Source organism: Labrenzia sp. C1B70, from assembly GCF_000475395.1.
GTDB lineage: Bacteria > Pseudomonadota > Alphaproteobacteria > Rhizobiales > Stappiaceae > Roseibium > Roseibium algicola.
Map to the genome: position 1 here is coordinate 545,780 of NZ_AXCE01000012.1, position 23,332 is coordinate 569,111.

The window sequence follows — 23,332 nt, forward strand, 5'->3', positions numbered from 1 at the left end:
GGACGTGTTGAAGGGAGTGGTGTGTGCATCATGATCTCAAATCCCTCCGCCGGTATCAGCCGGATCAGGTTCAAGGAGTTGGCAGGCCGCCTCTCAGCCCGGTCCAGGATGGCCGGGCACCCCCATGAGATGATTGCACTGCTAACAAGCCGGCCGTGCGATTGCAAGACCCGGCTTGTGCAGAGCGGCTACTCGGCAATTGACTGGCGGGAGGAGATAGGCGATGTCCTAGTCTGCTTTCGTGAATCTGTTGCCCGGCATGTTTGGCTGACCGAACAGCCCGGCTGATGGTTCAGGTGACACGTTCACCCCCTTCAAACACCAACTGCCCGGAGCGCCCCATGGTACCGTTTTTCGTGATGATCAAATGCCAGTTGGGCAAGACCTACCAGGTCGCCAATGCGATCGCCGATGCGGAAATTGCGTCCGAAGTCTACTCCACCTCCGGCGACTACGATCTTCTGGTGAAATTCTATGTCGACGACGGTTCGGACATTGGCCACTTCGTGAACGAGAAGGTCCACCCGATCGACGGCATTCAGGACACCAAAACCATCATTACCTTCAAGGCCTTCTGAACTCAGACCCGGAAATTTCCATGAAACTCATTAAAATCGCCGCCCTTTGCCTGCCCCTCGCTCTTGCTCCGATCGGCTCGACCGCGTCCGCGCAAGGCATGCCGCCGGAGCAGATCAAGCAGATCCTGGACCTGACCAAGGCCAACTGGGTGTCATTCCGCGACTGGCAGGGCCAGGAGCTGATCTATTTCACGCACCTGGAATCCTGGAAGTGCGGCATCGACTATGTCTTCTACGGATTAAACGACGACCCGATTGAGCAGGAATGGCAACTGGAAGCCTGTGACCCGGACAACCAGAATGTCGTTCTGAAGGACAAGCCCTATCTGGAGCTGCCCCTGGGGTCGGCCCAGTCGATCAGCGTGCAGCTGATCTTCAAGGACGGCACCAAGAGCGCTGTTGAGCGGTTCGAATACAAGTCGCAGTAGGGCCGATTTCGGAAGCCACCCGCATTCGCCGTCATTCCGGACAAGCGCAGTAAAGCTGCGCGCCGATCCGGGATCCAGCGCATCAGCGTGAGCAAAGCGAACTCTTCTCTCTTTGTCTAATGCCGCGCCTAAGGCGCGAAATAAGTGCTGGATTCCGGATCTGCGCACAGCACTGCAGTGCTAGTCCGGAATGACGGGGGAAGACAGCGGGACCTGCCCTCTTGTCTCCCCCTACGAACGCGAGGGCGATGACGCCCGGCGTGCCTTTGTCCGGTCCAGCCCGAGCTTGTGCTCGCGGTAGATGACGAAAATACCGGCGGCAATCACGATCAGCGCCCCCAGCACCACTGCTGGCAATGGCGTTTCGCTGAACACCACCCAACCGACAATGATCGCCCACAGCATGTTGACATAGTCGAACGGGGCAATGGTGGAGGCATCCGCGAACCGGTAGCTCTGCGTCAACAGGATCTGGCCGACACCACCCGCAAGGCCGATCAGCAGAAGCAGACCTGCCGTGGGCAGGTCCGGAATGATCCAGGCCTGACCCGGCAGCAGAAAGCCCAGCGGCAGCGTGAGCAGCGACAATACGGACGACATGCCCGCAAACCAGGTAACGATCGTGGACGTGCGCTCCGTCTCGCACAATTTGCGCACGGTGATCATGGCGAGCGCGGCAAAGCCGGCTCCTGTCAGGCCGATCAAGGCCCCGATCATCGAGTTGCTATCCAACTCCGCGTCACCCAGATGCGGTGACAGCACAACCAGAATGCCGACAAAGCCGACACCGACTGCGCTCCAGCGATAGACCCGCACCTTTTCGCCAAGGAGCAGAAACGCCAGCACCACCACGAAGAGCGGCGATGCAAATCCGATCGCCGTCGCATCCGGCAAGGGCAGCAGAGACAACGCGGTAAAGCCGCAAACCATCGCCGTCAGGCCGACGGACGCCCGGGTAAGATGTCCCAGCGGGTTGGCCGTTCTAAAGGCGAGCCCCAGCTCCCGGCGCATCGCCACCATGATCAGCACCGGAAACAGCCCGAAGAAATTCCGTGCGAACACAAGCTCACCGATCGGCACCGTCTCGGCGGCGATCTTGAGGGCCGTTGCCATGACGAAGAACACCATGGTGGAGGCCACTTTCAGCGATATTCCGATAAGAGGTGCCTGCCGGGTCATCCCGGTGGGCGCCGGAGGTCCGGAGAAACGGGACTTCTGGCTCAAGAACGCCATGACAACTTCCAGGCCCGGCGCTCTTCATGAAGCCACGGGCGGTGCGTCGGACCGCGGAACCGCCGGGACAGAAAACTGGCTTGAACGTCTTGCGCAGACCTGACCTTAAGCTTGCGCCCCCGGTTCAGGAGTGGTGCCGCCGGCAACCGCGAGCTCCCGCTCGGCAATGGAGACCTCAAAGCCTTTCAGACGTTTGTAGATGGACAGGAGCTCGATGATCGTCGTCCAGGAATTCACCAGGAACTGGAAGGACGAGGACACCTGGCTGAAGGCCGTCAGGATTTGCTGCACGATACCAAAGGTGATCTTGCCCACCACAATCGTCGGAATGAGGATGAAATAGGAGAAGATGTTGTCCGACTGAAGGTAAATGCCGCGGGCCAGGTTAAAATAGAGATAGTGGAAGTAGAGCCGGAAATAGTTTTGACGGACAAAACCGAACAGCTCGCGCAAGGTCGCCGGATTGGCGCGATCTTCATGATCTTCCCCGTACACAAGTTCCTTACGGTAGGCTGCCTCAACGCGCTGGTTGTGGAACTCCAGTCCGGGCAGCTTGATTCCGACAAGGCCGAGCAAAACCGTCCCAAACAGCGACCAGATGATTGCCGCGGTGAACAATGGCGCCGGAATTTCGCCTACGATCGGCAGGGACGAGACATGACTTGAAAGCGCAAACAGCACCGGCAAGAAGGCAATCAGTGTCATGATCGAGTCGATGAATGCAACGCCAAGCCCTTCCATGATGGAAGCAAAGCGCATCGTGTCTTCCTGAATACGCTGCGAGGCACCTTCGATGTGGCGCACATTCGACCACTTTTCGACGTAGTAGTCGTTCATCGCCGTGCGCCAGCGGAAGACGTAGTGGCTGACGAAGAAGCGCGTGAAGATATAGAGAATGACCCAGACCGATGTAATCTGCGCGAAGATCAGCATCAGGTTGTAGAAGTCTGCTGCGGTGACACCGCTTTCCTCTCCATTGAGCGCGTTTTGCAGCGTATCGAAGAACGGTCTGCGCCAGTTGTTGATCGCGACTGACACCTGAACGCTGTAGTAGGTCATGAAAATGATCAGGGACGAGCCCCAGATCGACCAGATCTGCCAGCGGTGGTCGCGAGAGAACATCCACCAGAAACCGCCGAAGAGCAGCGTGCAGATGCCGTAATAGATATAGAACCAAAGAAAATCAGGTGTGACGAAATAGGGCAGCCCGATGGGTGGTTGCTCACCCTGTGGCGGCGTGCCGAAGCCCAGTGTTTCTGTCAGTCCTTCAGCAAACCCGTACCAGGCAAGGATTGCGGCGAGTGACCAGAGGAAGGCAGACAGGAAGAAAAGTTTGGGCTTGGGAAAGAAGGACTGAAACAACGGGAGGATCCTATTTCTTGAAGCGGAAGGATTCGCGCCACGCACCGATGAACCGCAAGATTGCGGCAAGAACCGGATAATTCATACGTTTATTTAAAAGAAACCACAGACACAATCTTGAGAACCGGGCTTTACCGGTGTCAACTTGCTGCCTGAAAGATAAAAGGCGCCTCGAAAGGGCGCCTTTTTCAGTTTCCGTTATTTTGCTGCCTGGATGGCTTCCCACACGCGAAGCGGGGTTGCCGGCATGTCGATCAGCTCGCTGACCCCTGCTCCGTCCTTCAGCGCTTTCTGCACTGCATTCATGACTGATGCACAGCCGCCGATGGTTCCGGCTTCACCCGCGCCCTTGATGCCCATGGCATTGGTGGTCGATGGAACGTTGCGGGTCTCGAAGTGAATGTCCGGCAGGTCTGCTGCACGGATCATGCGGTAGTCGAGCAGCGAAGCCGTCAGAAGCTGGCCGTCTTCGTCGTAGATCGTCTGTTCGCACAGGGCCTGGCTGAGTGCGGAGGCCGCACCGCCATGCACCTGACCGGCCAGAAGAAGCGGGTTCACCGTGACACCGAAATCATCGACGATCACGTAGTTGACGATGGCAACGTCACCGGTATCCGGATCGATTTCCACCTCGCAAACATGGGTGCCGTTCGGATAGGTCGCCTCGGTCTGATTGACCTCTTCGCGGGCGGTCAGGGTTTCCCCGGCGCCTGCTGCAATCTCGGCTAGTGTCACCTGCTGGTCGGTTCCGACCACACGAACCATGCCACCGTCGAGTTCAAGATCCTCGATCCCGGCCTCAAGCCGATCAGCGGCAAGTTCCTTCACCTTCTTGACCAGCGCAATGCCCGCATCGCGGACAGACGGCAGGCCGATGGGGATGGAGCGCGACCCACCCGTGCCGCCCCCCTTGCGCACCCGGTCGGTGTCGCCCTGGATAACGTCGATGTCCTCGATGGAGATGCCGAACTGTTCCGCAATCACCTGGCTGTAGGCCGTTGCATGGCCCTGGCCGTTGGTCTGCGTACCGATCAGCAACGTCAACGTACCCTTGTCGTTGAGCTCAAGGGTGGCTTCCTCGCTGCCAGGGAAGGCACAGGCCTCGATATAGGAACAGATGCCGATGCCGCGGTACTTGCCGTGCTTCGCGCTGTCGTCCTGCCGGGCCTTGAAGCCGTCCCAGTCGGCAACATCCAGCGCCTTTTGCAGATGGCCGGAAAAATCGCCGGTGTCGTACATTCGCCCGGTCTGGGTCGTGTAAGGCAGTTGCTCCGGCTTGATGAAATTGCGCTTGCGGATCTCTACCGATCCGACACCGGTTTCCTCTCCCGCCTTCTCGATCAGGCGCTCGATCAGATAGGCAGCTTCCGGACGGCCTGCGCCGCGGAAGGCATCCGTCGGCACCGTGTGCATGTAGACGCCCTCGACCTTCGCAAAGACGGCCGGAATGTCGTAGAGACCGGAGGTCATCGATGTGCCGACGAAGGGAATGAACGGGCCGAACTGGTGCAGATAAGCACCCATGGCAGCCTTGACGTGTACCTTGAGCCCCAGGATCCGGCAGTCGGCGTCCAGCGCCAGTTCCGCGTGGGTGACGTTGTCCCGACCATGCGCATCCGTCACGAAGTGGTCCATGCGCTCACCCGTCCAGCGCACTGGCCGTCCAAGTTCGCGAGCCGCGACCATGCTCAGTGGGTATTCGCGGTAGCAGAACATCTTGGTACCGAAGCCACCACCGACTTCCGGCGTGATCACCTGCAGTTTATCAGCTTCCAGATCCAGAATGCTGCAGATGATGTCACGCAGACCGTGACCGCCCTGGGTGCCGACCGTCAGCTTGAACCGATCACTCGCAGCGTCGAATTCGGCAACACAGCCGCGCAGCTCCATGTAGTTGGCGACGATCCGGTTGTTGACGACGTCGATGGAAACGACCTTGTCAGCCTTTTCGAAGGCAGCGTCGGTCTTGGACTGATCACCCTGACCGTATGTGAAGGCGACGTTGGTCCCGAACTCCGGCCAGACCTTCACGGCGTCCGGTGCAAGGGCCTGCTCGATCCCGACGACAACGTCCAGCGGTTCGTAGTCGATTTCCAGCATCTCGGCGGCATTCCGGGCTGCGTTGACATCGTCCGCGACGATGAAGGCAATCGCATCGCCCACATAGCGCACTTCACCGGAGCAAAGGACAGGCTGATCGGGCGCTGCGAAATTGGAGCCGTCGATCTGCTTCGGACGCGCCCGGCAAGGCATCGTCCGGCCTTCCAGCTCGGCTCCGGTGAGCACCAGCCGGACACCGTCCATCTCACGGATCTCGTCTACATTTCCAAGGCTGATGCGCGCATGTGCCATGGCGGACCGAACGACGACCCCGTGCAGGCAGCCTTCCGGCGTGTAATCGCCCGTATAGATGCCCTTGCCCGTTATGAGCGGCTCATCTTCCTTGCGGCGCAATGGGGCGCCAACACCGAACTTCGGAGTGACCATCTGGTTCATGAATCTGGACCTGCTTTTTTTGGGAAGACTTTCCCTTGGGAAATATCCACGCGCCGGGAGCGCCGGTTTTGTTCAACATAGTGCCCGAAAGCCGACGTGGCCAGAGGTTTGGACAATTCTGCTTCGCACATTTGTTTTTCCGGGCAAGCTGTGGGGGCTGAGACGGCTTGCTCATTCGGTGCCAGAGGCCCATCCATCAACACGAGCCAGCCCCTCCCCTGAAGCAGGCGATAGGTGGGTGAGCTGCTGTACAATTGGAGAAACGCTGAAACCAAGCCGCCTCTAGATGATTTCGTCTTCATCGAACAGCGGATCGGCCTCAAGCTGGGAAGCCAAGCTGTCGAGGGTCGTTTCAGCGTCGTATCGTTCGTTGAACTCGGCGATATGAAACAGCCCGTCCCCTTCGTTGACCACCGGAAGGTTCGTTCTGCCCACAATGAGCCCGCCCAGTTCGGCCAGCACGTTCCGTTCCTTCTCGCCGAACGGATCAGAGGTGATGCCAAGCAGCATACCGGGTTCGACAACATCGCCGACCGATTTGAACGGTCGCAACAATCCACCGGCCGGCGAGCGGACCCAGTAGCTCGTCTTGCTGAGGATCGAGCGGGCCTTTGGCCGCGTGATGCCCTTGGCCCCCAACATCTTCAAGGACCGCATCACGCGCAAGACGCCGGAAACGCCGGCCCTGATCGCCATTTCGTCAAACCGCAGGCCTTCGCCCGCCTCGAACACCAGAACGTCGGTTCCCTTCAGCTGTGCGGCCTGTCGCAAAGACCCATCACGCACCTTGGAAGTCAGGATGACCGGAGCACCGAAAGCTTTCGCGAGCGACAGCGTGTCTGCCCGTGAAGGCGAAACGCGGATCTGCGGCAGGTTGGTCCGGTGAATGGCCGCCGAATGCAGGTCGATGCCATAATCGGACCGGTTGACGATCTCGCTCATGAAAAGATGCGCCAGCCGCCCGGCCAGCGAGCCGCGCAGGCTACCGGGGAACGAGCGGTTCAGGTCACGTCGGTCGGGCAGATAGCGCGAATGGTTCAGAAAACCGAACGCGTTGACGATCGGGATGACCATCAGCGTACCCTTCAGCTTGTCCAGTTCCTGGATTTCGAGCTGTGGCGCTTTCAGGACACGGCGTGCGATCTCCACACCGATGACCTCGTCACCATGCACGGCCGCACTGACGAACATGACCGGCCCGGGTTTGCTTCCATGCAGGACATGCACGGACATCGTCACGGGCGTGTGGTCCGATAGCACGCTGACCGGCAGATCGATCGTACGCCGGGTTCCCGGTGCGATCTTGTGGTCGCCGATCTCGAAGGCTTTCACTTTTGTGGTCAACCGCGTCCCTTGGTCTTGGTTTTGCCAACCTGGGCATTCTTGGCAATAAAGTCGATGATCTTGCCGGCAACATCAATACCCGTTGCCTTTTCAACGCCCTCCAGCCCGGGCGAGGAGTTGACCTCCATCACCACCGGGCCATGGTTGGACCGCAGCATATCGACACCGCACACGTTCAGCCCCATGGTCTTTGCCGCGCGAATGGCGGTCGAACGTTCCTCGGGAGAAATCTTGATGGCGGCCGCGCTGCCGCCGCGGTGCAGGTTGGAACGGAATTCGCCCTCCGCACCCGTCCGCTTCATGGCCGCAATCACCTTGCCGCCAACCACCAGCGCGCGGATGTCGGTGCCGCCGGCTTCCTTGATGAATTCCTGCACCAGGATGTTCACATTGGCACCGCGAAACGCCTCGATCACCGACTTGGCAGACCGCTCCGTATCGGCAAGAACCACACCGATGCCCTGCGTGCCCTCCAGCAGCTTGATCACAACCGGCGCACCGCCAGCGGTCGCCAGCACTTCCTCGGTCATCTTCGGATCGTGGGCGAAGGTCGTTACCGGCAGGCCGATCCCGTCGCGGGCAAGCAGCTGCATCGACCGAAGCTTGTCGCGCGACCGTCCGATGGCAACGGATTCGTTCAGCGGGTAGACGCCCATCATCTCGAACTGGCGCAACACGGCCAGACCGTAAAAAGTGACCGATGCGCCGATCCTCGGAATAACCGCGTCGAAGCCGGTCAGCTTGCTGCCGTTGTAATAGATTTCCGGCCGCCGCGAGGCGATGTTCATGTAGCAGCGCAGGGTGTTGATGATTTCCAGTTCGTGACCGCGCTCCTCGGCAGCGTCCTTCAGGCGCTTGTGCGAATAGAGCTCGGGATTCCGTGCCATCATAGCAATTTTCATTGGTTCAAGTCCCTCGGTCTCAGCCTCGTTCCGACCGGTGTTGCGACACCGAATTTTCAGTGATTGTTTCCTGCCGCTTAAACGCGCAGCTTAGGGTGTGGACCCATAAATGAAGACGAAATGGCATGAAAAATGGCAAAATCGCGTTAGGAAGTGTGCGCGGAGCGGGCTTTCTGCCCGGTCAAGCACGCTGACGACGCGCGGTGAAGCCATTTTCATGTCCTTCGGATTTGACTGGATTGGTCCTCCTCAGCGTTGCGAAAGCTTGAAAATGAGCCACATTTCCTGCGCTTCCGCGCCTTGAGGAAGACCAATCCACCTCAAACCATTTCTTCTTCATTTATGGGTCCACACCCTAGTGTTTTGTTGCCAGCGCGGGCTTTCCCGCCAGGAAAGACCGGCCGGCATGCACCAGCACGTTGTGCCGCCTGATCGCCGTCCGGCCGAGGATCATGTCGAACCCCATGTTCGACCTGTCCGCCAGCGACACATCCACATGCCAGTGATGTTTTCCAAGATGAAGTAACGTCCGGATGACAATGCGCCGCTCGGGAACACCGCTGGTGTTCTTGATGTTGCGCTCGTCCAGAACCGGAACCTCCGCCCGGAAATCGCTGTGATGACGCGAGGCAGGCACCCGGAAACGTACCCAGGTCCGGCCGTCGCGTTCGAACACTTCCTGTTCTTCGGCATGGAGCGCCGAGGTGCGTGCGCCTGTGTCGATCTTGGCACGCATATCGAAAACGCCCAGTTCGGGAAGGCTCACGATTTCACGCCAGCCGATGATATCGGCAGCGGCCAAGGGACGCCCCTTCTTAGCCATTGTCATTCAAAAAAACCCTGGAGCCCCCTTGCTGGGGCCTTTCCCAAACGACCTTGTTAACCGAGCATTGCATGGCCCGCCGGAGAGCGCAACACAGGTTGCGGTCCGGTCTGAAAACAAGATTTCGGACGCAGCTCATCATCATGATTCACATCGGCGCGCAAGCGAATTTGCGAGCGAGTGCAAAGAACGTCCGGCAGGTGCAACACCCGGATGACGCCCTACCGCTTGTACGGGTTCTTCGGGCTCCGGTCGTCAGACAGGCTGCGTCTCGTCTCGCGCGTCAACTGCTCGATGGCATCGGCAAGATGGACTTCCTGAATGTTGTAGTCACCCCGCGCCACCCGGATCTTGTGTGCTTCCAGCATGACCTCGCCCATGGCCACGCCTTCCGGTGGCACGAAGCGATAGCTGGCCAGTTCGATCAGCAGCCCGAGCGGGTCACGGAAATAGATGGAATCCATGAAGCCGCGATCCTTCGGACCGCTGTGCGATATGCCGCGTGCATCAAGCCGCTCGGCAATCTGCCGAAAGGTTGCCTGCGATACGGCAAGTGCCAGGTGGTGAACGCAGCCGATTGTCTGGGGAGCCGGCTCCGGGTCCGGTTTGCGGTCTTCGTTGGTGAAAATCGTGATGAGACGGCCGTCGCCCGGATCGAAATAGAGATGGCTCTGGTTTTCATCGTCCAGATTGGGCTGCTCGAACACGAAAGGCATTCCCAGCAGCCCTTCCCAGAAATCGATGGAAGTCTGCCTGTCGGCCCCGACAAGAGTGATGTGATGCACGCCCTGCGTCTGGATTTTTTCCATGGATGTCCTCCCCGTTCGGCGCAGTTTAAATTGCATCTGCTGGCGATGGCAAACAGCCGCCCTCTTTCCTTCTCAGCGAAAAGCGCTAAGCTTGTTTCAACTGCAACAAACAGCCTTATCCGAGTCTTGCCTGTGCTCCGGCCCCTTGCGCCGCCGCATCCGCATACCCTCCGGCAAGGATTCACGATGGACATGCCCACCCAACAGCCGGAGCCTTCCGAGGCAACCGGCAACCGTCTTCGGCGCAAGGTGACCAGCCTGACGGAGAACCTGCCGTCTAACACCATCGGCGCGCTCTGGATCCTTCTGGCCGCCTTTCTGTTCTCGATCATGGTCACCCTGATCAAGCTGCTCGGCAAGGACCTGACGGTGTTCCAGATCCTGGTGATCCGCCAGGGCATCATGCTTGCCATCGTTGCCCCGAAGATCCTCAGCGGATTGCCGACCTCCCTGGCAACAAAACGTCCCGGACTTCAGCTGACCCGTATCGTGGTTGCCGCGACCGCCATGCTCTGCGGCTTCACGGCCGTCATCGAACTGCCGTTGGCCGATGCCACGGCAATCAGCTTCTCCAAGACGTTCTTCCTTACGATCTTCGCCATCTGGTTGCTGGGAGAAACGGTCGGCGTGCACCGCTGGGGTGCCACCATCGTCGGCTTTCTGGGGGTTGTTCTGATGCTCCGCCCGCAAGGCGACGGGCTGATCGATCCCTTTGCGCTACTCGCCATTGCCGGAGCGGCCTGCGCCGGCCTGGTGATGATTGTCGTCCGCCTGCTGACGCGCACCGATCCCCCGGTCACCATCCTGACCTACCAGGCTTTTGGCGTCGGGCTGATCATGATCATCCCCGCCATCTTGACCTGGCAGACACCGACCCTGGCACAATGGGGAATTCTTCTTGGGATAGGCATCGTGTCCTGGGCAGCCCAGATGGCCAATATCCAGGCATTCCGCGCCGGCGAAGCCACCGCAATTGCCTCGCTGGACTACACCAGGCTGCTCTATGCCACCGTTTTCGGTGCGCTGGTGTTCCACCAGTGGCCGCGCGTGGAAACACTGGTGGGCGCTGCCGTCATCATCGCCGCGTCGATCTACACGGTCCGCCGCGAGGCCAAACGCGGCCAGAAACTGGCAAGGGCCTCGGACGGACGCGGGTACAATAGCTAGAGCAGCAGGCGATAAGGTTGCCTGCCGGCTCAGGCAAAAAGGTCGCCTGCCGGCTCAGGCAAGCACATGCCAGAAATCCAGATCGACGCTGGCGGGATCAAAAAGGTTCAATAGCGGCGCACAGGCCGCGTTCGACACATAGCCTCCGCAGATCTCCCTGGCAGCACCTTCCGTTTCCACAAAGCAGATCTCCGAATAGGTATCCTCCCCTGCCCGCGCCATCAGATGCGCCCTGGTTTCCGGCAAGGGGGCAAGATACTCCCTCTCGATCCGTCCGGACGCAGCCATCAGCGCCTCTTCTGAAAAGCTGCCGTCGTTCCTGGGACGAAAGGTACCGAATTCGATGGCGGAAAATCCGTCCGGCACCGCCTCGAGGTCTTTCATCAGACGGTTGAGACACAGGCGAATGCTGCCGGGCTCCAGCAGTTCCATGAATGCCCTTGAGCACGCAGCCTGCATATGCGCCTCGGACATGGCTGCGAAACTGGCCTCGTCCCTTGCCAGAATTGCATCGGCATAACCGCCTGTTGCATTGCCTAAGAAGCAGTGAAAGGCGATGCCCGGCTGGTTGCTCAGGAACTCCTTCTGCCACAGGTGGGCGGCCGTTATCAGTTCCGGCGCACCAACGCCTGCTTTCGCCTCGTAGCGAGCAAACCCCATCACTTTCATCGGTCCCAGTTCTTTTCGCAGCATGAGATGTCCTTCCGTGTTTCTGCTGCCAGCTCTATAGAAGAGGTCAGAGACAGTTTCTGTCAGGGGGATGCGTTTATGGTCGCCGGAAACTGGACCGCAGCGAGCACCTTGCAGAAACCTGCTGGAGACCGAACCCCATGCGAACCATCAGGCTGTTTTCCATCCTGGATACCCTGCGCAGCCGCAGAGGCGCCGTTCCGGCCGCCATGCTTGCGGAGCTGCTGGGCGTGACGGAATGCACCATTTATCGGGACATGGCCACGCTTAAGGCGATGGGCGCGCCCATTCGCGGTGAAGGCGGTGTCGGCTACGTTCTTGAACGCGGCTATTTTCTGCCGCCAATGCAGTTCGATCCGGACGAGCTGGATGTCATCCTTCTCGGCATTCGCATGGTCAAGGCACGTGGCGACAAAACCATGAGCGAAACGGCCGAGCGGGTGCTCGGCAAGCTTGGAGCTGTTCTGTCCGAAGGCGAACGCTCGCTGAACCGTCCGTTGCTCGCGGTCGGCAAGGCCTCCTCGGCACAAGGACTTGACGTCCTGTCTCCGCTGCGCGATGCCATCCGCAAACGGCGCAAGGTGCAACTCGGCTACAGCGACCTGCAGGACCGCGTCAGTGAACGCCTCACCCGCCCGCTGGGACTGACTGCCTTCGAAAGTGTCTGGGTGCTGACTGCGTGGTGCGAAGTACGGAATGGCTTCCGGAATTTTCGGCTCGACCGCATCAGGTCATTTGCGATCACCGACACACGGTTTCCGAAGGAGCCCGGCAAGGAATTTCAGGACTATTTAAAGACACTGTGAGGCAATCACGCCGCTCCGTTGCAACGGGTATATGCGACAGCAGTGTGACTGCTTGTCAGGTGGAAACCCGCTCTGCGTGACATGAAAATTGTGTCGGTTTAGACAGAAAGCATTGCGCGGAAGCGCTCGATTGAGAGCGCTCCCAGTGTTTTCAGGAACGGAGCGCTCAGGCGCTCCGGGCTTCCGCCGCTGCCCGCTTCTGGGCTTCTTCCTCGACCAGTTCCTTCTTCGACAATTTGCCGACCATGGTTTTCGGCAACTCGTCACGGAACTCATAGTCTCTTGGCAGTTCGATCGTCGACAAATGGTCCTTCAGGAAGGCCTTCATGTCATCGGCGGTGAGCGAATGGCCTTCCTTCAGCTTGATGAAGGCCTTCGGGCTCTGGCCGCGATAGGCATCCGGCACGGCAATGACGATGGTCTCGTCCACGGCCTCGTGCTGGTAGATCGCTTCCTCGATGACACGCGGATAGACGTTGTATCCAGAGCACAGGATCAGGTCCTTGATCCTGTCGACCAGATAGATGAAGCCGCCATCATCCTGATAACCGACATCACCCGTATGCAGATAGCCGTCATGGGTGATGGTCTCGGCGGTCGCGTCCTCGCGCTTCCAGTAGCCCTTCATCACCTGGGGCCCATGCAGCAGCAACTCGCCCTTCTCGCCTGCCGGAACCACGGTTTCACGGTCCTCGATGCTCACGAAGCGGGCACTGGTCCCCGGCACCAGCCTTCCGATGGAACCCGCCCGGCGGCTGTCGTCCAGCGGGTTGACCGCGGCAACTGGCGACGTTTCGGTGAGGCCGTACCCTTCCACCAGAATGCAGCCCGTGATCTTTTCAAAGCTTTCCTTGACCTCCACCGGCAACGGCGCGCCGCCCGACAAGCAGATCCTGATGCTGGTGAGATCGTAATTCGCCGTCATGGGCGAGTTGTTGATGGCCGTGTAGATCGTCGGCACCCCCGGAAAGAGGGTCACTTTCTTGCGCTTGACCGCTTCGAGCAGTGACTTCAGCTCAAAGCGCGGCTGCAGCACCATTTCAGCGCCCAGAATGATTGACAGGTTCTGCCCCACCGTCATTGCGAAGACGTGGAAGAACGGCAGAACGCACAGCATCTTTTCTTGGCCCGGCCGCGCCTTTTCGAAGACGCAGCGCATCTGCTCGATATTGGCCGACAGGTTTCTGTGCGTCAGCATCGCGCCCTTGGGAACGCCGGTGGTACCCCCGGTATACTGCAGCACCGCGATATCGTTTGCCGGATCGATTGCGACCGGCTTGGGCTTGTCGCCCCTCGTCTGCAGGTCTTCGAAACGAATGTGGGCGTCATCACGGGGAATGTCCGCCAGTTCCTTTCGCTTGAACAGACTGAACAGCACCTTCTTGATCGTCGGCAGGCACCAGGCCATCGGGCAGACGATGATCTTGTCGAGCGCCCGTTCCCTGCGAACCTCCTCGACCTTGTCGTAGATCACCTTCAGATCCATGGTCACCATGATGCGCACATCGGCATCTCGCGCCTGGAACGACAGTTCGCGCTCGACGTAGAGCGGATTGAAGTTGGCGACCGTGGCGCCGATCTTCAGAACCGCGAAATAGAAGATCGTGTAGAAAGGCGTGTTTGGCAGGCACAGGCCGACGTGAACACCCGGGCCGACGCCCATCGCCTGCAGTCCGGCAGCCGTCCTGTCGACCAGCGCGCCGAACTCGGCATAGGTCCACACCTTGCCCATGAAATCACAGGCAGGACGGGTCCCGTATTGGGCAACGGTCGTCTCGAGATACTCGTGTACTGGACGGGGCTTGAACGCCGCGCTCCACTCCTCCGCAGTCGTCATTACGTTCTCCAACGCGTTTTATCGCTTCACTGCGCGGACGGGCCATTATCCTGAAATTTCGTGATCCGGACAAAATCCGTACCGCGAAATGGTCCTCCTCAAGGGCCCGGCCACCAATGAGGCGTCACCTCTTTGGGTCTCTTCTGACATGACGCAACCTTCCGTTCACGTCAACTCGCGACGTAACGACACCTCGTCGTTTTTTTGCGCGTGAAGAACCATCCGCTTAAGATAAGCCGGCTGAGCCGGTTGGCAATAGAGACGTCAAATCAAAAACTTATAGACAACTCCGCAAAACAGGCGGTTTATCTCTTTGGCCAGTTCCAGCGAGGTGTGTCAGCGCTATCCACAACCGTCTCGCCAAGTTCCTTGCGCAGATCGTAGCGCATGCAGCCTCTTTCCGACGACAGCACGGACACCAGTTCTTCCGCATGGGAAACGACGATCACCTGCGTCTTTTCCGCGGCCCGTGCAATCAGACGGGCGAGAGGCTCCAGCAATGCCGGGTGGAGGCTCGTCTCGGGCTCGTTCAGCACCACCAAGGGTGCCGGGCGCGGTGATAAAAGCGCCGCCGTCAACAGGAGATACCGAAGCGTTCCGTCAGACAGTTCACTGGCCCGTAGCTCGCGCAGCAGCCCCTTCTGCTGCATCAGCAGTTCAAAATAGCCGTCGTTGACTGAAATCCTGACGGATGCTCCGGGGAATGCGTCATCTACAGCCTCTTCCAGAGCCCGCTCGTCACCAATTTCCTGGATGGTCTGAAGAGCGGCTGCCAGATCCCCGCCATCTCCGCTCAGCACAGGTGTCCGTGTTCCTATCTTGGGAAACCGCGCGGGAGCGTCCCTGTCGGTGCGCAGGTGATCATAAAAACGCCAGGCGCGCATGCGTTCGCGCATGACCAGAAGTTCCAGACCGTCTTTCGGATCGGCGGCGTGGGTCATCATGCTGTCGAAGCGTGCAAGGTTCTGGAAAACCGGTATGCGCTGCCCGTGGGCATTGAGAACCCTTACCGTCGGGCCGTTTCTGGCCGCGATCTCGTTCGAACGGGACAAGGCTTCGCCAGCCCAAAGGGCCTCGGCCTTGATTTCCGGATCCATGGAAAACAGCGAACGCCCGGCGTCCGCCGGCAAACCGAGATCTATCGCATAGCCGTAGTCCTCATCGGCAAAGCCAAGCTTCAGACTGACCACACCCTTGCGCACGGTTCCCTGAACCGGCACTTCGCCCTGTTTCATTGCCCTGGAAAAAGCTTCAGGCCCCGCCCAGAGCGTTGAATTGAGGCCACCTTCCGCAGCCAGCGAGGCAATCGCCTGGCCTTGCGAGACTTCCGCCAGCAAACGGATCGACCGGTAAAGGCTCGACTTGCCGCTGCCGTTCGCACCCGTCACCAGGGTGATGCGGTCGAGCGGTAGGACGATGTCGCGTAGCGAGCGGTATCCGGAAACGGCAAGAGTGAGGATCATCGAAAGACCTGTTTCAGCTCCCCTGATCCACCAGTTCGAGCTTGTTGACATCGAAGAAACCGAATTCGGTGATCTTCAGATGCGAAATGCCCGGCAAAGGCAGGAAGGTGTCGCGCGCATTCCGAACGCTGGAGCGAACCAGACCCATAGATTTTTGTCTTGAGGAATTGCGTCACTGCTACTTTTAGGTGCATATCTTGGTGCAATACTCGAACGAAAGGTGTTGCCTTTGTATAACCCGAAAGAAGCGGCAGAAGACAGCCACGCGCTTCACCTGGCCATCCTGTTTTTTGTAGCTAGCGCTGTCGCGATCTCAATTTATTTCCACCACGACAGCGGTTTGAAGTACTGGCTTCTGAAGGGCTTTGGCGAAACCACCCCCGGCAAGGTTCTGGTCATTATCAACGACACGCCCGATGGGGACAAGGCTTGGGCGCATTATCGTTCCAATTACCGGAACACTTTCAAGAACTTCAAAAGCTGGCACGACGAAAGGATCGTCGTTGAAATCAACCCAACGAACGCACCGGCCCAAACTCTGGATTTCAGGATAAAGCCTGGGGAGATCATCCGAGAGACAGACGGCGCTCTGAACGTCACTTATTTGCCACTCAATCCGAAGATTGCCTATCCCACCCGCAGTTTGGACAGGTTTTCTCTCGACAGCCAGATCCTGTTCTGGTCCCTTGTTGCCGGAGCTGTCCTCCTGTTTCTGGCGTTGCGATCCGCGCGGAAATGGGCACGTTTTCGAGCACGATTGCGCCAGTACTGAAGGCGCGCATCAACTCCCCTGATCGATCAGTTCGAATTTGTTGACATCGAAGACGCCAAAATCGGTGATCTTCAGATGCGGAATGACCGGCAAAGGCAGGAAGGCGACCTGCAGAAACGGTTCGGCCAGCGTACAGCCGAGATCCTTGGCGGCGGCGCGCAGGTGCTCCAGTTCCTCCTTCACCGTTTCGAACGGCTCCAGGCTCATCAGTCCCGCCAGCGGCAGGGCAAGTTCGGCTTTCACACCATCCTTGTCGGCAACCGCAAATCCACCCTTCATGGCGATCACCCGGTTGACCGCGTGGGCCATGGCTTCCTCATCCGCGCCGACCACGCAGATGTTGTGGCTGTCATGGCCGACGGACGAAGCAATTGCGCCCTGTTTCATGCCGAAACCATTGACGAAACCGAGGCCGATGTTGCCAGTGCCCTTGTGCCGCTCCACGACGGCGACCTTCAGCACATCCTGATCAAGATCGGCCAGCGTCTTGCCGCCGGTCACCGGCAAGGTGCGCTTCAGGTGTTCGGTGATGATCCTGCCCGGCACCACACCGATAACGTCGGCCTCGCTGTTGCGCGCCGGTATATCGAACTTTGACGCGGTGACCTGGCCGACATGCACGCTGTCAAGGCCAACCGGCGGGACGATGGTTCTTTTTGCAAATGCTTCGTCCGTCGCCTGAACACCGCCGCAGATCACTTGCGCCACACGGCAATCGGCAAGGTCGCTCAACAGCGCAATGTCTGCGCGCTTGCCCGGTGCAATCACGCCCCTGTCTTTCAGGCCAAAGGCATTGGCCGCCGACCAGCTTGCGGCCCGATAGGCGTCCAGCGGGCGGATGCCCTTGGCGATCAGGCGGCGGATCATGCTGTCGAGGTGGCCTTCCTCGGCAATATCGAGCGGATTGCGGTCGTCCGTGCACAGCGCGACGAAAGCCGAAACATCCGGTGTCAGGATCGGAGCCAGCGCTTCCAGGTCCTTGGAAACGGAGCCTTCCCGCATCAGGATCGTCATGCCTTTGGCGAGCTTTTCCAGCGCCTCCTCGGCGGAGGTTGCCTCGTGGTCGGTGCGGATGCCTGCGGCCAGATAACCGTTGAGGCCGATACCCTGAAGCAGAGGCGCATGGCCGTCGATATGACCGTCCTGAAAGGCGGCAAGCTTCGCCAGCACCTTGGGATCGCGCGCAAGCACACCTGGAAAATTCATGAATTCGGCAAGGCCGATCACGCTTGGATGATCGCGGAACGGCAGCAGGTCCTCGATCTCCAGGCAGGCCCCGGCTGTTTCAAAAGCCGTTGCAGGAACGCAGGACGAGAGATTGACCTTGAGGTCCATCACTGTTTCCAGAGAACTGTCGAGGAAATAACGGATCCCTTCGGCACCCAGAACGTTGGCAATCTCATGCGGATCGCAAATGGCTGTGGTCACTCCGTGCGGCAGCACGCAGCGGTCAAATTCGAACGGCGTGACCAGAGACGATTCCACATGAAGATGCGTGTCGATGAATCCGGGTACGGCTGTCAGTCCCGAACCGTCGATCGTTTCGGCTGCTTCATACTGCCCGTGTGTGCCGACGATCCTGTCACCGACGATCGCAATATCCGTTTCGATCGTGGATCCATCGACAACGCTGAACAGGCTGACGTTCCTGATCACCAGATCGGCAGGACGCTCCCCTGCCCCGGCAGCAATCGCCCGCTCCAGAAACGCTTCATCATGTGTGGCCGGCATTTTTTGTCTCCGATTCTCGTCCCTCCCCGACAATACGGATGTTGAAAGCTCCGGCAACGATTTCGCGAAGGTGTGTTAGGGTGTCCTGCACGAAAGAGCTGAAACACGGATCGCCCGTCAATCCCGCGCGCACCCAGGCTGCGCGGATGTGCCAGACCGGCCCCTGCCGGAAAAATGTTACCGAGGCAGGCGAGAATTTTTCGTGTTGTTGCGCAGAGACTTACCGCGCCACAATATCGAAAACGTGCGTTGCAAAACAGATTGCGATTGACAGCCGGGCCACTTGGGCGAATAATTTTATCAAACTTATTTATTCTGATGCCGCCGACGAGAGCAGGCAGTTCCTGGGGAGGAGCAAGACCGGTGGAGGACACGCCAAAAAGCGGCCGTGGTTCGAATTCCGCGCAATTGCGCCGGTACAACGAACGCATCGTACTTCAGATCCTTCGGCGTGCCGGTGAGGCCTCCAAGGCGGAACTCGCCCGGGCGGTACAGCTGACCAACGCGGCCATCGGTGCCATCATCCAGAACCTCATCGAGGAAGGGCTGATCGTGGAAGCCGGCAAGCGTCACGACGGCAGTCGCGGGCAACCGGCAACCATTCTCCGGCTTGCCCCGCGCGGCGCCTATTCCTTCGGGGTGCGGCTGGACCGGACCAACATGGAAACCGTGTTGATGGATTTTTCCGGCCAGCTGATTGCCCGCCGGCTTCATGACATGATCCTGCCCGCGCCCGAAGAGGCCATGGAAATCCTCAAGGACGATCTGGAATTCCTGCGCCAGCATCTGAGCAAGGAAGATCAGTCCCGCATCACCGGCATTGGCCTGGCGCAACCGTTCAACCTCGGTGCCTGGCTGCATGAACTGGGCCTGCCCCAGGCCGATTTCATGAAGTGGGAAGACTTCGACCTGACCGACGCCCTGGAAAAGGCTACCGGCCTGCCGGTGTTCAGCGAGAACGACGGCACGGCCGCCGCTGTGGCCGAACTCTTCTACGGGCTGGGCCGGCAGAACGACAATTTCGTCTATCTTTTCCTTGGACCTGCCATCGGCGGCGGCCTGATCCTGAAGGGCGATGTCGTGCGCGGCGTATCCGGGAACGCCGGCGACGTTGCCATGATCCCCGTCCCGCCAAGCACGCTGACCACCGCACCAAAGGCCCGTAATTCCTGGGACCTGCTGCTGACCCGCGCCTCACTGGTGGCACTCGCCCGGCACATGTCGCCGGAAGATTTTCCAAAGCTCAACCGTTCCGATTTGCAGCACGCGGTTGAAACCGGCGATCCGAAATACACCGAATGGCTGGAAGACTGCGCCGAAGCGCTCGCACTTGCCCTGCGCTCGGCCTATGCGCTTCTCGATGTTCCGCTGGTTGTCCTCGACGGCGACCTTGGCGGCCCGTTCCCGGAAACCTTCCGGGCCGCCCTGAAAAAGGCCGTGGAAAAGGCCGCGCCTGAGAAACGCCAATCACCCGACATCGAAATCGGCAGCTTTGGCCACGACGCAGGCGCCATCGGCGCAGCCAGCCTGCCGCAATTCTTCAATTTCTCGCCCAGGGCAGCAATCCTGACGGGCGGGAAAGACACCGGACCCGCCGGGGCTGGCAGCTCGGAGGATAGAGCCAGCTTTCCGGCACGGGCAGCACGGTTGGGGTCACATCTGGCCACACCCAACCGTTCAACCTGAATTGGCCAGGGAGGAAAAACGCAAATGATCCGCAAACTACTCGCGACCGGTTCCGTTCTCGCCGCCATGGCTGCCACTCCGGCAGTCGCAGCAGACATCTCCGCCTGCCTGATCACCAAGACGGACACCAACCCGTTCTTCGTGAAAATGAAGGAAGGCGCCACCGCAAAGGCTGAAGAACTCGGCATCGAACTGAAATCCTTCGCAGGCAAGATCGACGGCGACCATGAAACCCAGGTGGCAGCGATCGAAACCTGCATTGCTGACGGTGCCAAGGGCATCCTGCTGACCGCATCCGACACGTCGTCCATCGTGCCGGCTGTCCAGCAGGCGCGCGACGCCGGCCTTCTGGTGATTGCACTCGACACGCCGCTCGATCCCATTGATGCAGCCGACGCAACCTTCGCCACCGACAATTTCAAGGCGGGTGAGCTGATCGGCCAGTGGGCCGCGGCCAGCCTGGGCGACGAGGCAGCCAATGCCAAGATCGCCATGCTTGATCTCGGCATCAGCCAGCCAACCGTCGGCGTGCTGCGTGACCAGGGCTTCCTGCAGGGCTTCGGCATCGAGCTTGGCGACCCGAACAAGTGGGGTGACGAAACCGATCCGCGCATCGTCGGCAACGACGTGACCGCAGGTAACGAGGAAGGTGGCCGCAAGGCGATGGAAAACCTGCTTGCCAAGGATCCGATGGTCAACGTGGTCTACACGATCAACGAACCCGCTGCTGCCGGCGCCTATGAAGCACTGAAGGCCATCGGCCGCGAAAACGACGTGCTGATCGTTTCTGTCGACGGCGGTTGCCCGGGTGTTCAGAACGTCAAGGACGGTGTTATCGGCGCCACCTCGCAGCAGTATCCGCTGCTGATGGCATCGCTCGGCATCGAGGCCATCAAGGCCTGGGCCGACAATGGCACCAAGCCGGAGCCGACCGAAGGCAAGGACTTCTTCGATACCGGTGTTGCCCTTGTGACCGACAAGCCGGTTGAAGGCGTCGAATCCATCGACACCGCCAAGGGAACGGATCTCTGCTGGGGCTAAGACACCCCTGAACGAGATCAAAAGGGGCATGGGCGACCTTGCCCCTTTTTTCAAAACCGGCGCAAAGAAGGTTAAACGGGCATGACCTTAGAAAGCAAAACGGCCAAGGGGCCGGCGGACTACGAATCCGCTGCCACCTCCGGACCGCAAGCTGTCGCCTCATTCGATGACGAACGTCATGGGATCGGGCATAAAATCCAGCACACGCTGCACCAGACCCCATCACTGGTTCCGCTGATCGTCCTGGTACTCTCCCTTGTCGTTTTCGGGCTGCTGCTCGGATCGAAACTGTTCTCCCCCTTCGCACTGACGCTGATCCTGCAGCAGGTCCAGATCGTCGGCATCGTGGCGGCAGCACAGAGCATCGTCATCCTGACCGCTGGCATCGATCTGTCGGTCGGCGCGATCATGGTGCTGTCCTCCGTCGTCATGGGGCAGTTCACCTTCCGCTATGGTTTGCCGGTGGAGGTCTCCATCGTCTGCGGCCTTATTTGCGGTACCTTTTGCGGGTATCTCAACGGCTTCCTTGTCGCCATCGTCAAACTGCCCCCCTTCATCGTGACGCTCGGCATGTGGCAGATCGTGCTTGCCACCAACTTCCTTTATTCGGCCAATGAGACCATTCGGTCGCAGGAAATCGCCGAAGTGGCACCGCTGCTTCAGTTCTTCGGCAACAAGGTCAATGTCGGCGGCGCAGTCTTCACCTATGGCGTCATCTTCATGGTGCTTCTGGTGCTGGTGCTGGCCTACGCCCTGCGTCAGACAGCCTGGGGCAGGCATGTCTACGCCGTTGGCGACGATCCGGAAGCCGCGCAGCTTTCGGGCGTGCAGGTGAAGAAGGTTCTGATATCGGTCTACATGCTGTCCGGGCTTATCTGCGCCTTCGCCGGCTGGGCGATGATCGGCCGCATCGGCTCGGTCTCCCCGACCACGGGTCAGCTTGCCAACATCGAATCCATCACGGCCGTGGTGATCGGCGGCATCTCGCTCTTCGGCGGACGTGGATCCGTGCTCGGCACCCTGTTCGGCGCACTCATCGTCGGTGTGTTCACGCTCAGCCTGCGCCTGCTCGGCGCCGATGCGCAGTGGACCTACCTGCTGATCGGCATCCTCATCATCGGCGCGGTTGCGATCGACCAATGGATCAGAAAGGTATCTGTGTGATGGAACCTGTCCTGCAAGCGCGTAAACTGGTCAAGCGCTACGGCCGTGTCGTGGCCATGGACCGAGCCGACTTCGAACTCTATCCCGGCGAGATCCTCGCCGTGATCGGCGACAACGGGGCCGGCAAATCCACCTTGATCAAGGCTCTCAGCGGAGCCGTGCAGCCTGATGGCGGAGAGATCCTGCTCGATGGCAAGCCCGTCCACTTCACCTCGCCCATCGATGCCCGCGAAGCCGGGATCGAGACGGTGTACCAGACCCTGGCCATGTCCCCTGCCCTGTCGATCACCGACAACATGTTCATGGGCCGTGAGTTGAAGAAACCTGGCTTCCGCGGCACCTGGCTGCGCCAGCTGGACCGAAAGAAGATGGAAGAGATCGCCCGCGAAAAGCTGAACGAACTTGGGCTGCTCACCATTCAGAACATCAACCAGGCCGTTGAAACGCTTTCCGGCGGTCAGCGCCAGGGTGTGGCGGTGGCACGGGCGGCCGCTTTCGGCTCCAAGGTCGTGATCATGGACGAGCCGACCGCCGCTCTCGGCGTCAAGGAAAGCCGGCGCGTGCTGGAGCTGATCAAGGATGTCAGGGCCAGGGGCTTGCCCATCGTACTGATCAGTCACAACATGCCCCATGTCTTCGAGGTTGCCGACCGTATCCACATTCATCGGCTGGGCAGTCGGGCTTGTGTCATCAAACCGTCGGACTTTTCCATGTCCGATGCGGTGGCGATCATGACCGGAGCCATGGATCCGCCGGACAGCATGGCGGCCTAGGCCAGGGAAGAAAAACGGGAGGTGCCTTTCATCCGGCGCCTCCTACCCGGGACCTCATCCCGAAGAGAACCGAAAGGCTCGTCCCGAAAGATGGGCAGCAAATTCAGTGCTTGTCGCCCATCCTTCGAGACGGGCCTATGGCCCTCCTCAGGATGAGGTGGTGGATTGATGAGCCGCTGTAGGGTCAGAGAAGACACATGCAACGAGCGCCATTGGCGCGCCTCGTT

The 23,332-nt window shown here is 59.6% G+C and carries 21 protein-coding genes and 1 riboswitch; of the genes, 9 read left to right on the plus strand and 12 right to left on the minus strand.

Features of this window, described 5'->3' with window-relative positions; genetic code table 11:
• Positions 1-23: 23 nt before the first annotated feature.
• A riboswitch (TPP riboswitch) is annotated at positions 24-134 on the minus strand.
• A gap of 207 nt (positions 135-341) precedes the next feature.
• Positions 342-578 carry an Lrp/AsnC ligand binding domain-containing protein gene (locus tag Q666_RS50800; RefSeq protein WP_023000641.1) on the plus strand — a complete coding sequence of 79 codons (237 nt, stop codon included), beginning with the start codon at positions 342-344 and terminating at the stop codon, positions 576-578.
• Positions 579-598: 20 nt separating this feature from the next.
• On the plus strand, positions 599-1,006 hold the full coding sequence (locus Q666_RS50805; RefSeq protein WP_023000640.1) for a hypothetical protein: 408 nt from the start codon (positions 599-601) through the stop codon (positions 1,004-1,006).
• Positions 1,007-1,237: 231 nt separating this feature from the next.
• Here the strand turns inward: Q666_RS50805 and Q666_RS50810 are convergent, their stop codons facing one another.
• The 7 genes from Q666_RS50810 to Q666_RS50840 all read right to left on the minus strand — a co-directional run bounded on the left by Q666_RS50810 (position 1,238) and on the right by Q666_RS50840 (position 9,975).
• Positions 1,238-2,239: a DMT family transporter gene (locus tag Q666_RS50810; RefSeq protein WP_051990128.1), complete on the minus strand. Its 1,002-nt coding sequence runs from the start codon at positions 2,237-2,239 to the stop codon at positions 1,238-1,240.
• 105 nt (positions 2,240-2,344) lie between these two features.
• Positions 2,345-3,601, minus strand: a complete 1,257-nt coding sequence (sbmA, locus tag Q666_RS50815) for a peptide antibiotic transporter SbmA (RefSeq protein WP_023000637.1) — start codon at positions 3,599-3,601, stop codon at positions 2,345-2,347.
• A gap of 198 nt (positions 3,602-3,799) precedes the next feature.
• Positions 3,800-6,097, minus strand: coding sequence for a xanthine dehydrogenase family protein molybdopterin-binding subunit (locus Q666_RS50820; protein ID WP_023000636.1), 2,298 nt, complete (start codon positions 6,095-6,097; stop codon positions 3,800-3,802).
• 282 nt (positions 6,098-6,379) lie between these two features.
• Positions 6,380-7,441 carry a succinylglutamate desuccinylase/aspartoacylase family protein gene (locus Q666_RS50825; RefSeq protein WP_023000635.1) on the minus strand — a complete coding sequence of 354 codons (1,062 nt, stop codon included), beginning with the start codon at positions 7,439-7,441 and terminating at the stop codon, positions 6,380-6,382.
• Complete coding sequence (rimK, locus tag Q666_RS50830; RefSeq protein WP_006932769.1) at positions 7,438-8,343, minus strand: 30S ribosomal protein S6--L-glutamate ligase; 906 nt, start codon at positions 8,341-8,343, stop codon at positions 7,438-7,440. The genes Q666_RS50825 and rimK overlap by 4 nt, the downstream gene beginning before the upstream one ends.
• A 355-nt stretch (positions 8,344-8,698) precedes the next feature.
• Positions 8,699-9,172, minus strand: coding sequence for a RimK/LysX family protein (locus Q666_RS50835; protein ID WP_208984212.1), 474 nt, complete (start codon positions 9,170-9,172; stop codon positions 8,699-8,701).
• A 215-nt stretch (positions 9,173-9,387) separates the two neighbouring features.
• A complete protein-coding gene (locus Q666_RS50840; RefSeq protein ID WP_023000632.1) occupies positions 9,388-9,975 on the minus strand; it encodes a VOC family protein in 588 nt (195 codons plus the stop codon).
• 192 nt (positions 9,976-10,167) lie between these two features.
• Here Q666_RS50840 and Q666_RS50845 point away from each other — a divergent pair, with 192 nt between their 5' ends.
• Positions 10,168-11,142: a DMT family transporter gene (locus Q666_RS50845; RefSeq protein ID WP_208993892.1), complete on the plus strand. Its 975-nt coding sequence runs from the start codon at positions 10,168-10,170 to the stop codon at positions 11,140-11,142.
• Positions 11,143-11,196: 54 nt separating this feature from the next.
• Here Q666_RS50845 and Q666_RS50850 read toward each other — a convergent pair whose 3' ends face one another.
• Positions 11,197-11,835 carry a hypothetical protein gene (locus Q666_RS50850; protein WP_023000630.1) on the minus strand — a complete coding sequence of 213 codons (639 nt, stop codon included), beginning with the start codon at positions 11,833-11,835 and terminating at the stop codon, positions 11,197-11,199.
• 137 nt (positions 11,836-11,972) lie between these two features.
• Here Q666_RS50850 and Q666_RS50855 point away from each other — a divergent pair, with 137 nt between their 5' ends.
• Positions 11,973-12,638 carry a YafY family protein gene (locus Q666_RS50855; protein WP_023000629.1) on the plus strand — a complete coding sequence of 222 codons (666 nt, stop codon included), beginning with the start codon at positions 11,973-11,975 and terminating at the stop codon, positions 12,636-12,638.
• Between the two features lie 166 nt (positions 12,639-12,804).
• Here Q666_RS50855 and Q666_RS50860 read toward each other — a convergent pair whose 3' ends face one another.
• From Q666_RS50860 to Q666_RS66765, 3 genes are all read right to left on the minus strand, one after another.
• Positions 12,805-14,475 carry a long-chain fatty acid--CoA ligase gene (locus tag Q666_RS50860; RefSeq protein WP_031269170.1) on the minus strand — a complete coding sequence of 557 codons (1,671 nt, stop codon included), beginning with the start codon at positions 14,473-14,475 and terminating at the stop codon, positions 12,805-12,807.
• 305 nt (positions 14,476-14,780) lie between these two features.
• Entirely contained in the window at positions 14,781-15,938 is a 1,158-nt protein-coding gene (locus tag Q666_RS50865) for an AAA family ATPase (protein WP_023000627.1), read from the minus strand.
• A 13-nt stretch (positions 15,939-15,951) separates the two neighbouring features.
• Positions 15,952-16,086 carry a hypothetical protein gene (locus tag Q666_RS66765; RefSeq protein ID WP_023000626.1) on the minus strand — a complete coding sequence of 45 codons (135 nt, stop codon included), beginning with the start codon at positions 16,084-16,086 and terminating at the stop codon, positions 15,952-15,954.
• An 81-nt stretch (positions 16,087-16,167) separates the two neighbouring features.
• On the opposite strand from Q666_RS66765, the gene Q666_RS50870 reads away from it, so the two are divergent.
• On the plus strand, positions 16,168-16,710 hold the full coding sequence (locus tag Q666_RS50870; RefSeq protein ID WP_023000625.1) for a hypothetical protein: 543 nt from the start codon (positions 16,168-16,170) through the stop codon (positions 16,708-16,710).
• A 9-nt stretch (positions 16,711-16,719) separates the two neighbouring features.
• Here Q666_RS50870 and ade read toward each other — a convergent pair whose 3' ends face one another.
• Positions 16,720-18,441, minus strand: a complete 1,722-nt coding sequence (gene ade / locus Q666_RS50875) for an adenine deaminase (RefSeq protein WP_023000624.1) — start codon at positions 18,439-18,441, stop codon at positions 16,720-16,722.
• Between the two features lie 363 nt (positions 18,442-18,804).
• On the opposite strand from ade, the gene Q666_RS50880 reads away from it, so the two are divergent.
• The 4 genes from Q666_RS50880 (at position 18,805) to Q666_RS50895 (ending at position 23,105) form a co-directional block, all read left to right on the plus strand.
• The gene (locus Q666_RS50880; protein ID WP_023000623.1) at positions 18,805-20,127 is read left to right on the plus strand and encodes an ROK family transcriptional regulator; all 1,323 of its coding nucleotides are present in this window, start codon (positions 18,805-18,807) and stop codon (positions 20,125-20,127) included.
• Positions 20,128-20,151: 24 nt separating this feature from the next.
• Positions 20,152-21,168 (plus strand): sugar ABC transporter substrate-binding protein, encoded by a 1,017-nt coding sequence (locus Q666_RS50885; protein WP_023000622.1) that lies wholly within the window; start codon positions 20,152-20,154, stop codon positions 21,166-21,168.
• 81 nt (positions 21,169-21,249) lie between these two features.
• Complete coding sequence (locus Q666_RS50890; protein ID WP_023000621.1) at positions 21,250-22,332, plus strand: ABC transporter permease; 1,083 nt, start codon at positions 21,250-21,252, stop codon at positions 22,330-22,332.
• The gene (locus tag Q666_RS50895; protein ID WP_208984213.1) at positions 22,308-23,105 is read left to right on the plus strand and encodes an ATP-binding cassette domain-containing protein; all 798 of its coding nucleotides are present in this window, start codon (positions 22,308-22,310) and stop codon (positions 23,103-23,105) included. The genes Q666_RS50890 and Q666_RS50895 overlap by 25 nt, the downstream gene beginning before the upstream one ends.
• Positions 23,106-23,332: the final 227 nt, after the last annotated feature.

Coding starts and splice junctions, on each gene's coding strand:
- Q666_RS50800 (WP_023000641.1), top strand. CDS start 342: ATGGTACCGTTTTTCGTGATGATCAAATGCCAGTTGGGCAAGACCTAC.
- Q666_RS50805 (WP_023000640.1), top strand. CDS start 599: ATGAAACTCATTAAAATCGCCGCCCTTTGCCTGCCCCTCGCTCTTGCT.
- Q666_RS50810 (WP_051990128.1), bottom strand. CDS start 2,239: ATGGCGTTCTTGAGCCAGAAGTCCCGTTTCTCCGGACCTCCGGCGCCC.
- Q666_RS50820 (WP_023000636.1), bottom strand. CDS start 6,097: ATGAACCAGATGGTCACTCCGAAGTTCGGTGTTGGCGCCCCATTGCGC.
- rimK (WP_006932769.1), bottom strand. CDS start 8,343: ATGAAAATTGCTATGATGGCACGGAATCCCGAGCTCTATTCGCACAAG.
- Q666_RS50835 (WP_208984212.1), bottom strand. CDS start 9,172: ATGACAATGGCTAAGAAGGGGCGTCCCTTGGCCGCTGCCGATATCATC.
- Q666_RS50840 (WP_023000632.1), bottom strand. CDS start 9,975: ATGGAAAAAATCCAGACGCAGGGCGTGCATCACATCACTCTTGTCGGG.
- Q666_RS50845 (WP_208993892.1), top strand. CDS start 10,168: ATGCCCACCCAACAGCCGGAGCCTTCCGAGGCAACCGGCAACCGTCTT.
- Q666_RS50850 (WP_023000630.1), bottom strand. CDS start 11,835: ATGCTGCGAAAAGAACTGGGACCGATGAAAGTGATGGGGTTTGCTCGC.
- Q666_RS50855 (WP_023000629.1), top strand. CDS start 11,973: ATGCGAACCATCAGGCTGTTTTCCATCCTGGATACCCTGCGCAGCCGC.
- Q666_RS50860 (WP_031269170.1), bottom strand. CDS start 14,475: ATGACGACTGCGGAGGAGTGGAGCGCGGCGTTCAAGCCCCGTCCAGTA.
- Q666_RS50865 (WP_023000627.1), bottom strand. CDS start 15,938: ATGATCCTCACTCTTGCCGTTTCCGGATACCGCTCGCTACGCGACATC.
- Q666_RS66765 (WP_023000626.1), bottom strand. CDS start 16,086: ATGGGTCTGGTTCGCTCCAGCGTTCGGAATGCGCGCGACACCTTCCTG.
- ade (WP_023000624.1), bottom strand. CDS start 18,441: ATGCCGGCCACACATGATGAAGCGTTTCTGGAGCGGGCGATTGCTGCC.
- Q666_RS50885 (WP_023000622.1), top strand. CDS start 20,152: ATGATCCGCAAACTACTCGCGACCGGTTCCGTTCTCGCCGCCATGGCT.
- Q666_RS50890 (WP_023000621.1), top strand. CDS start 21,250: ATGACCTTAGAAAGCAAAACGGCCAAGGGGCCGGCGGACTACGAATCC.
- Q666_RS50895 (WP_208984213.1), top strand. CDS start 22,308: ATGGATCAGAAAGGTATCTGTGTGATGGAACCTGTCCTGCAAGCGCGT.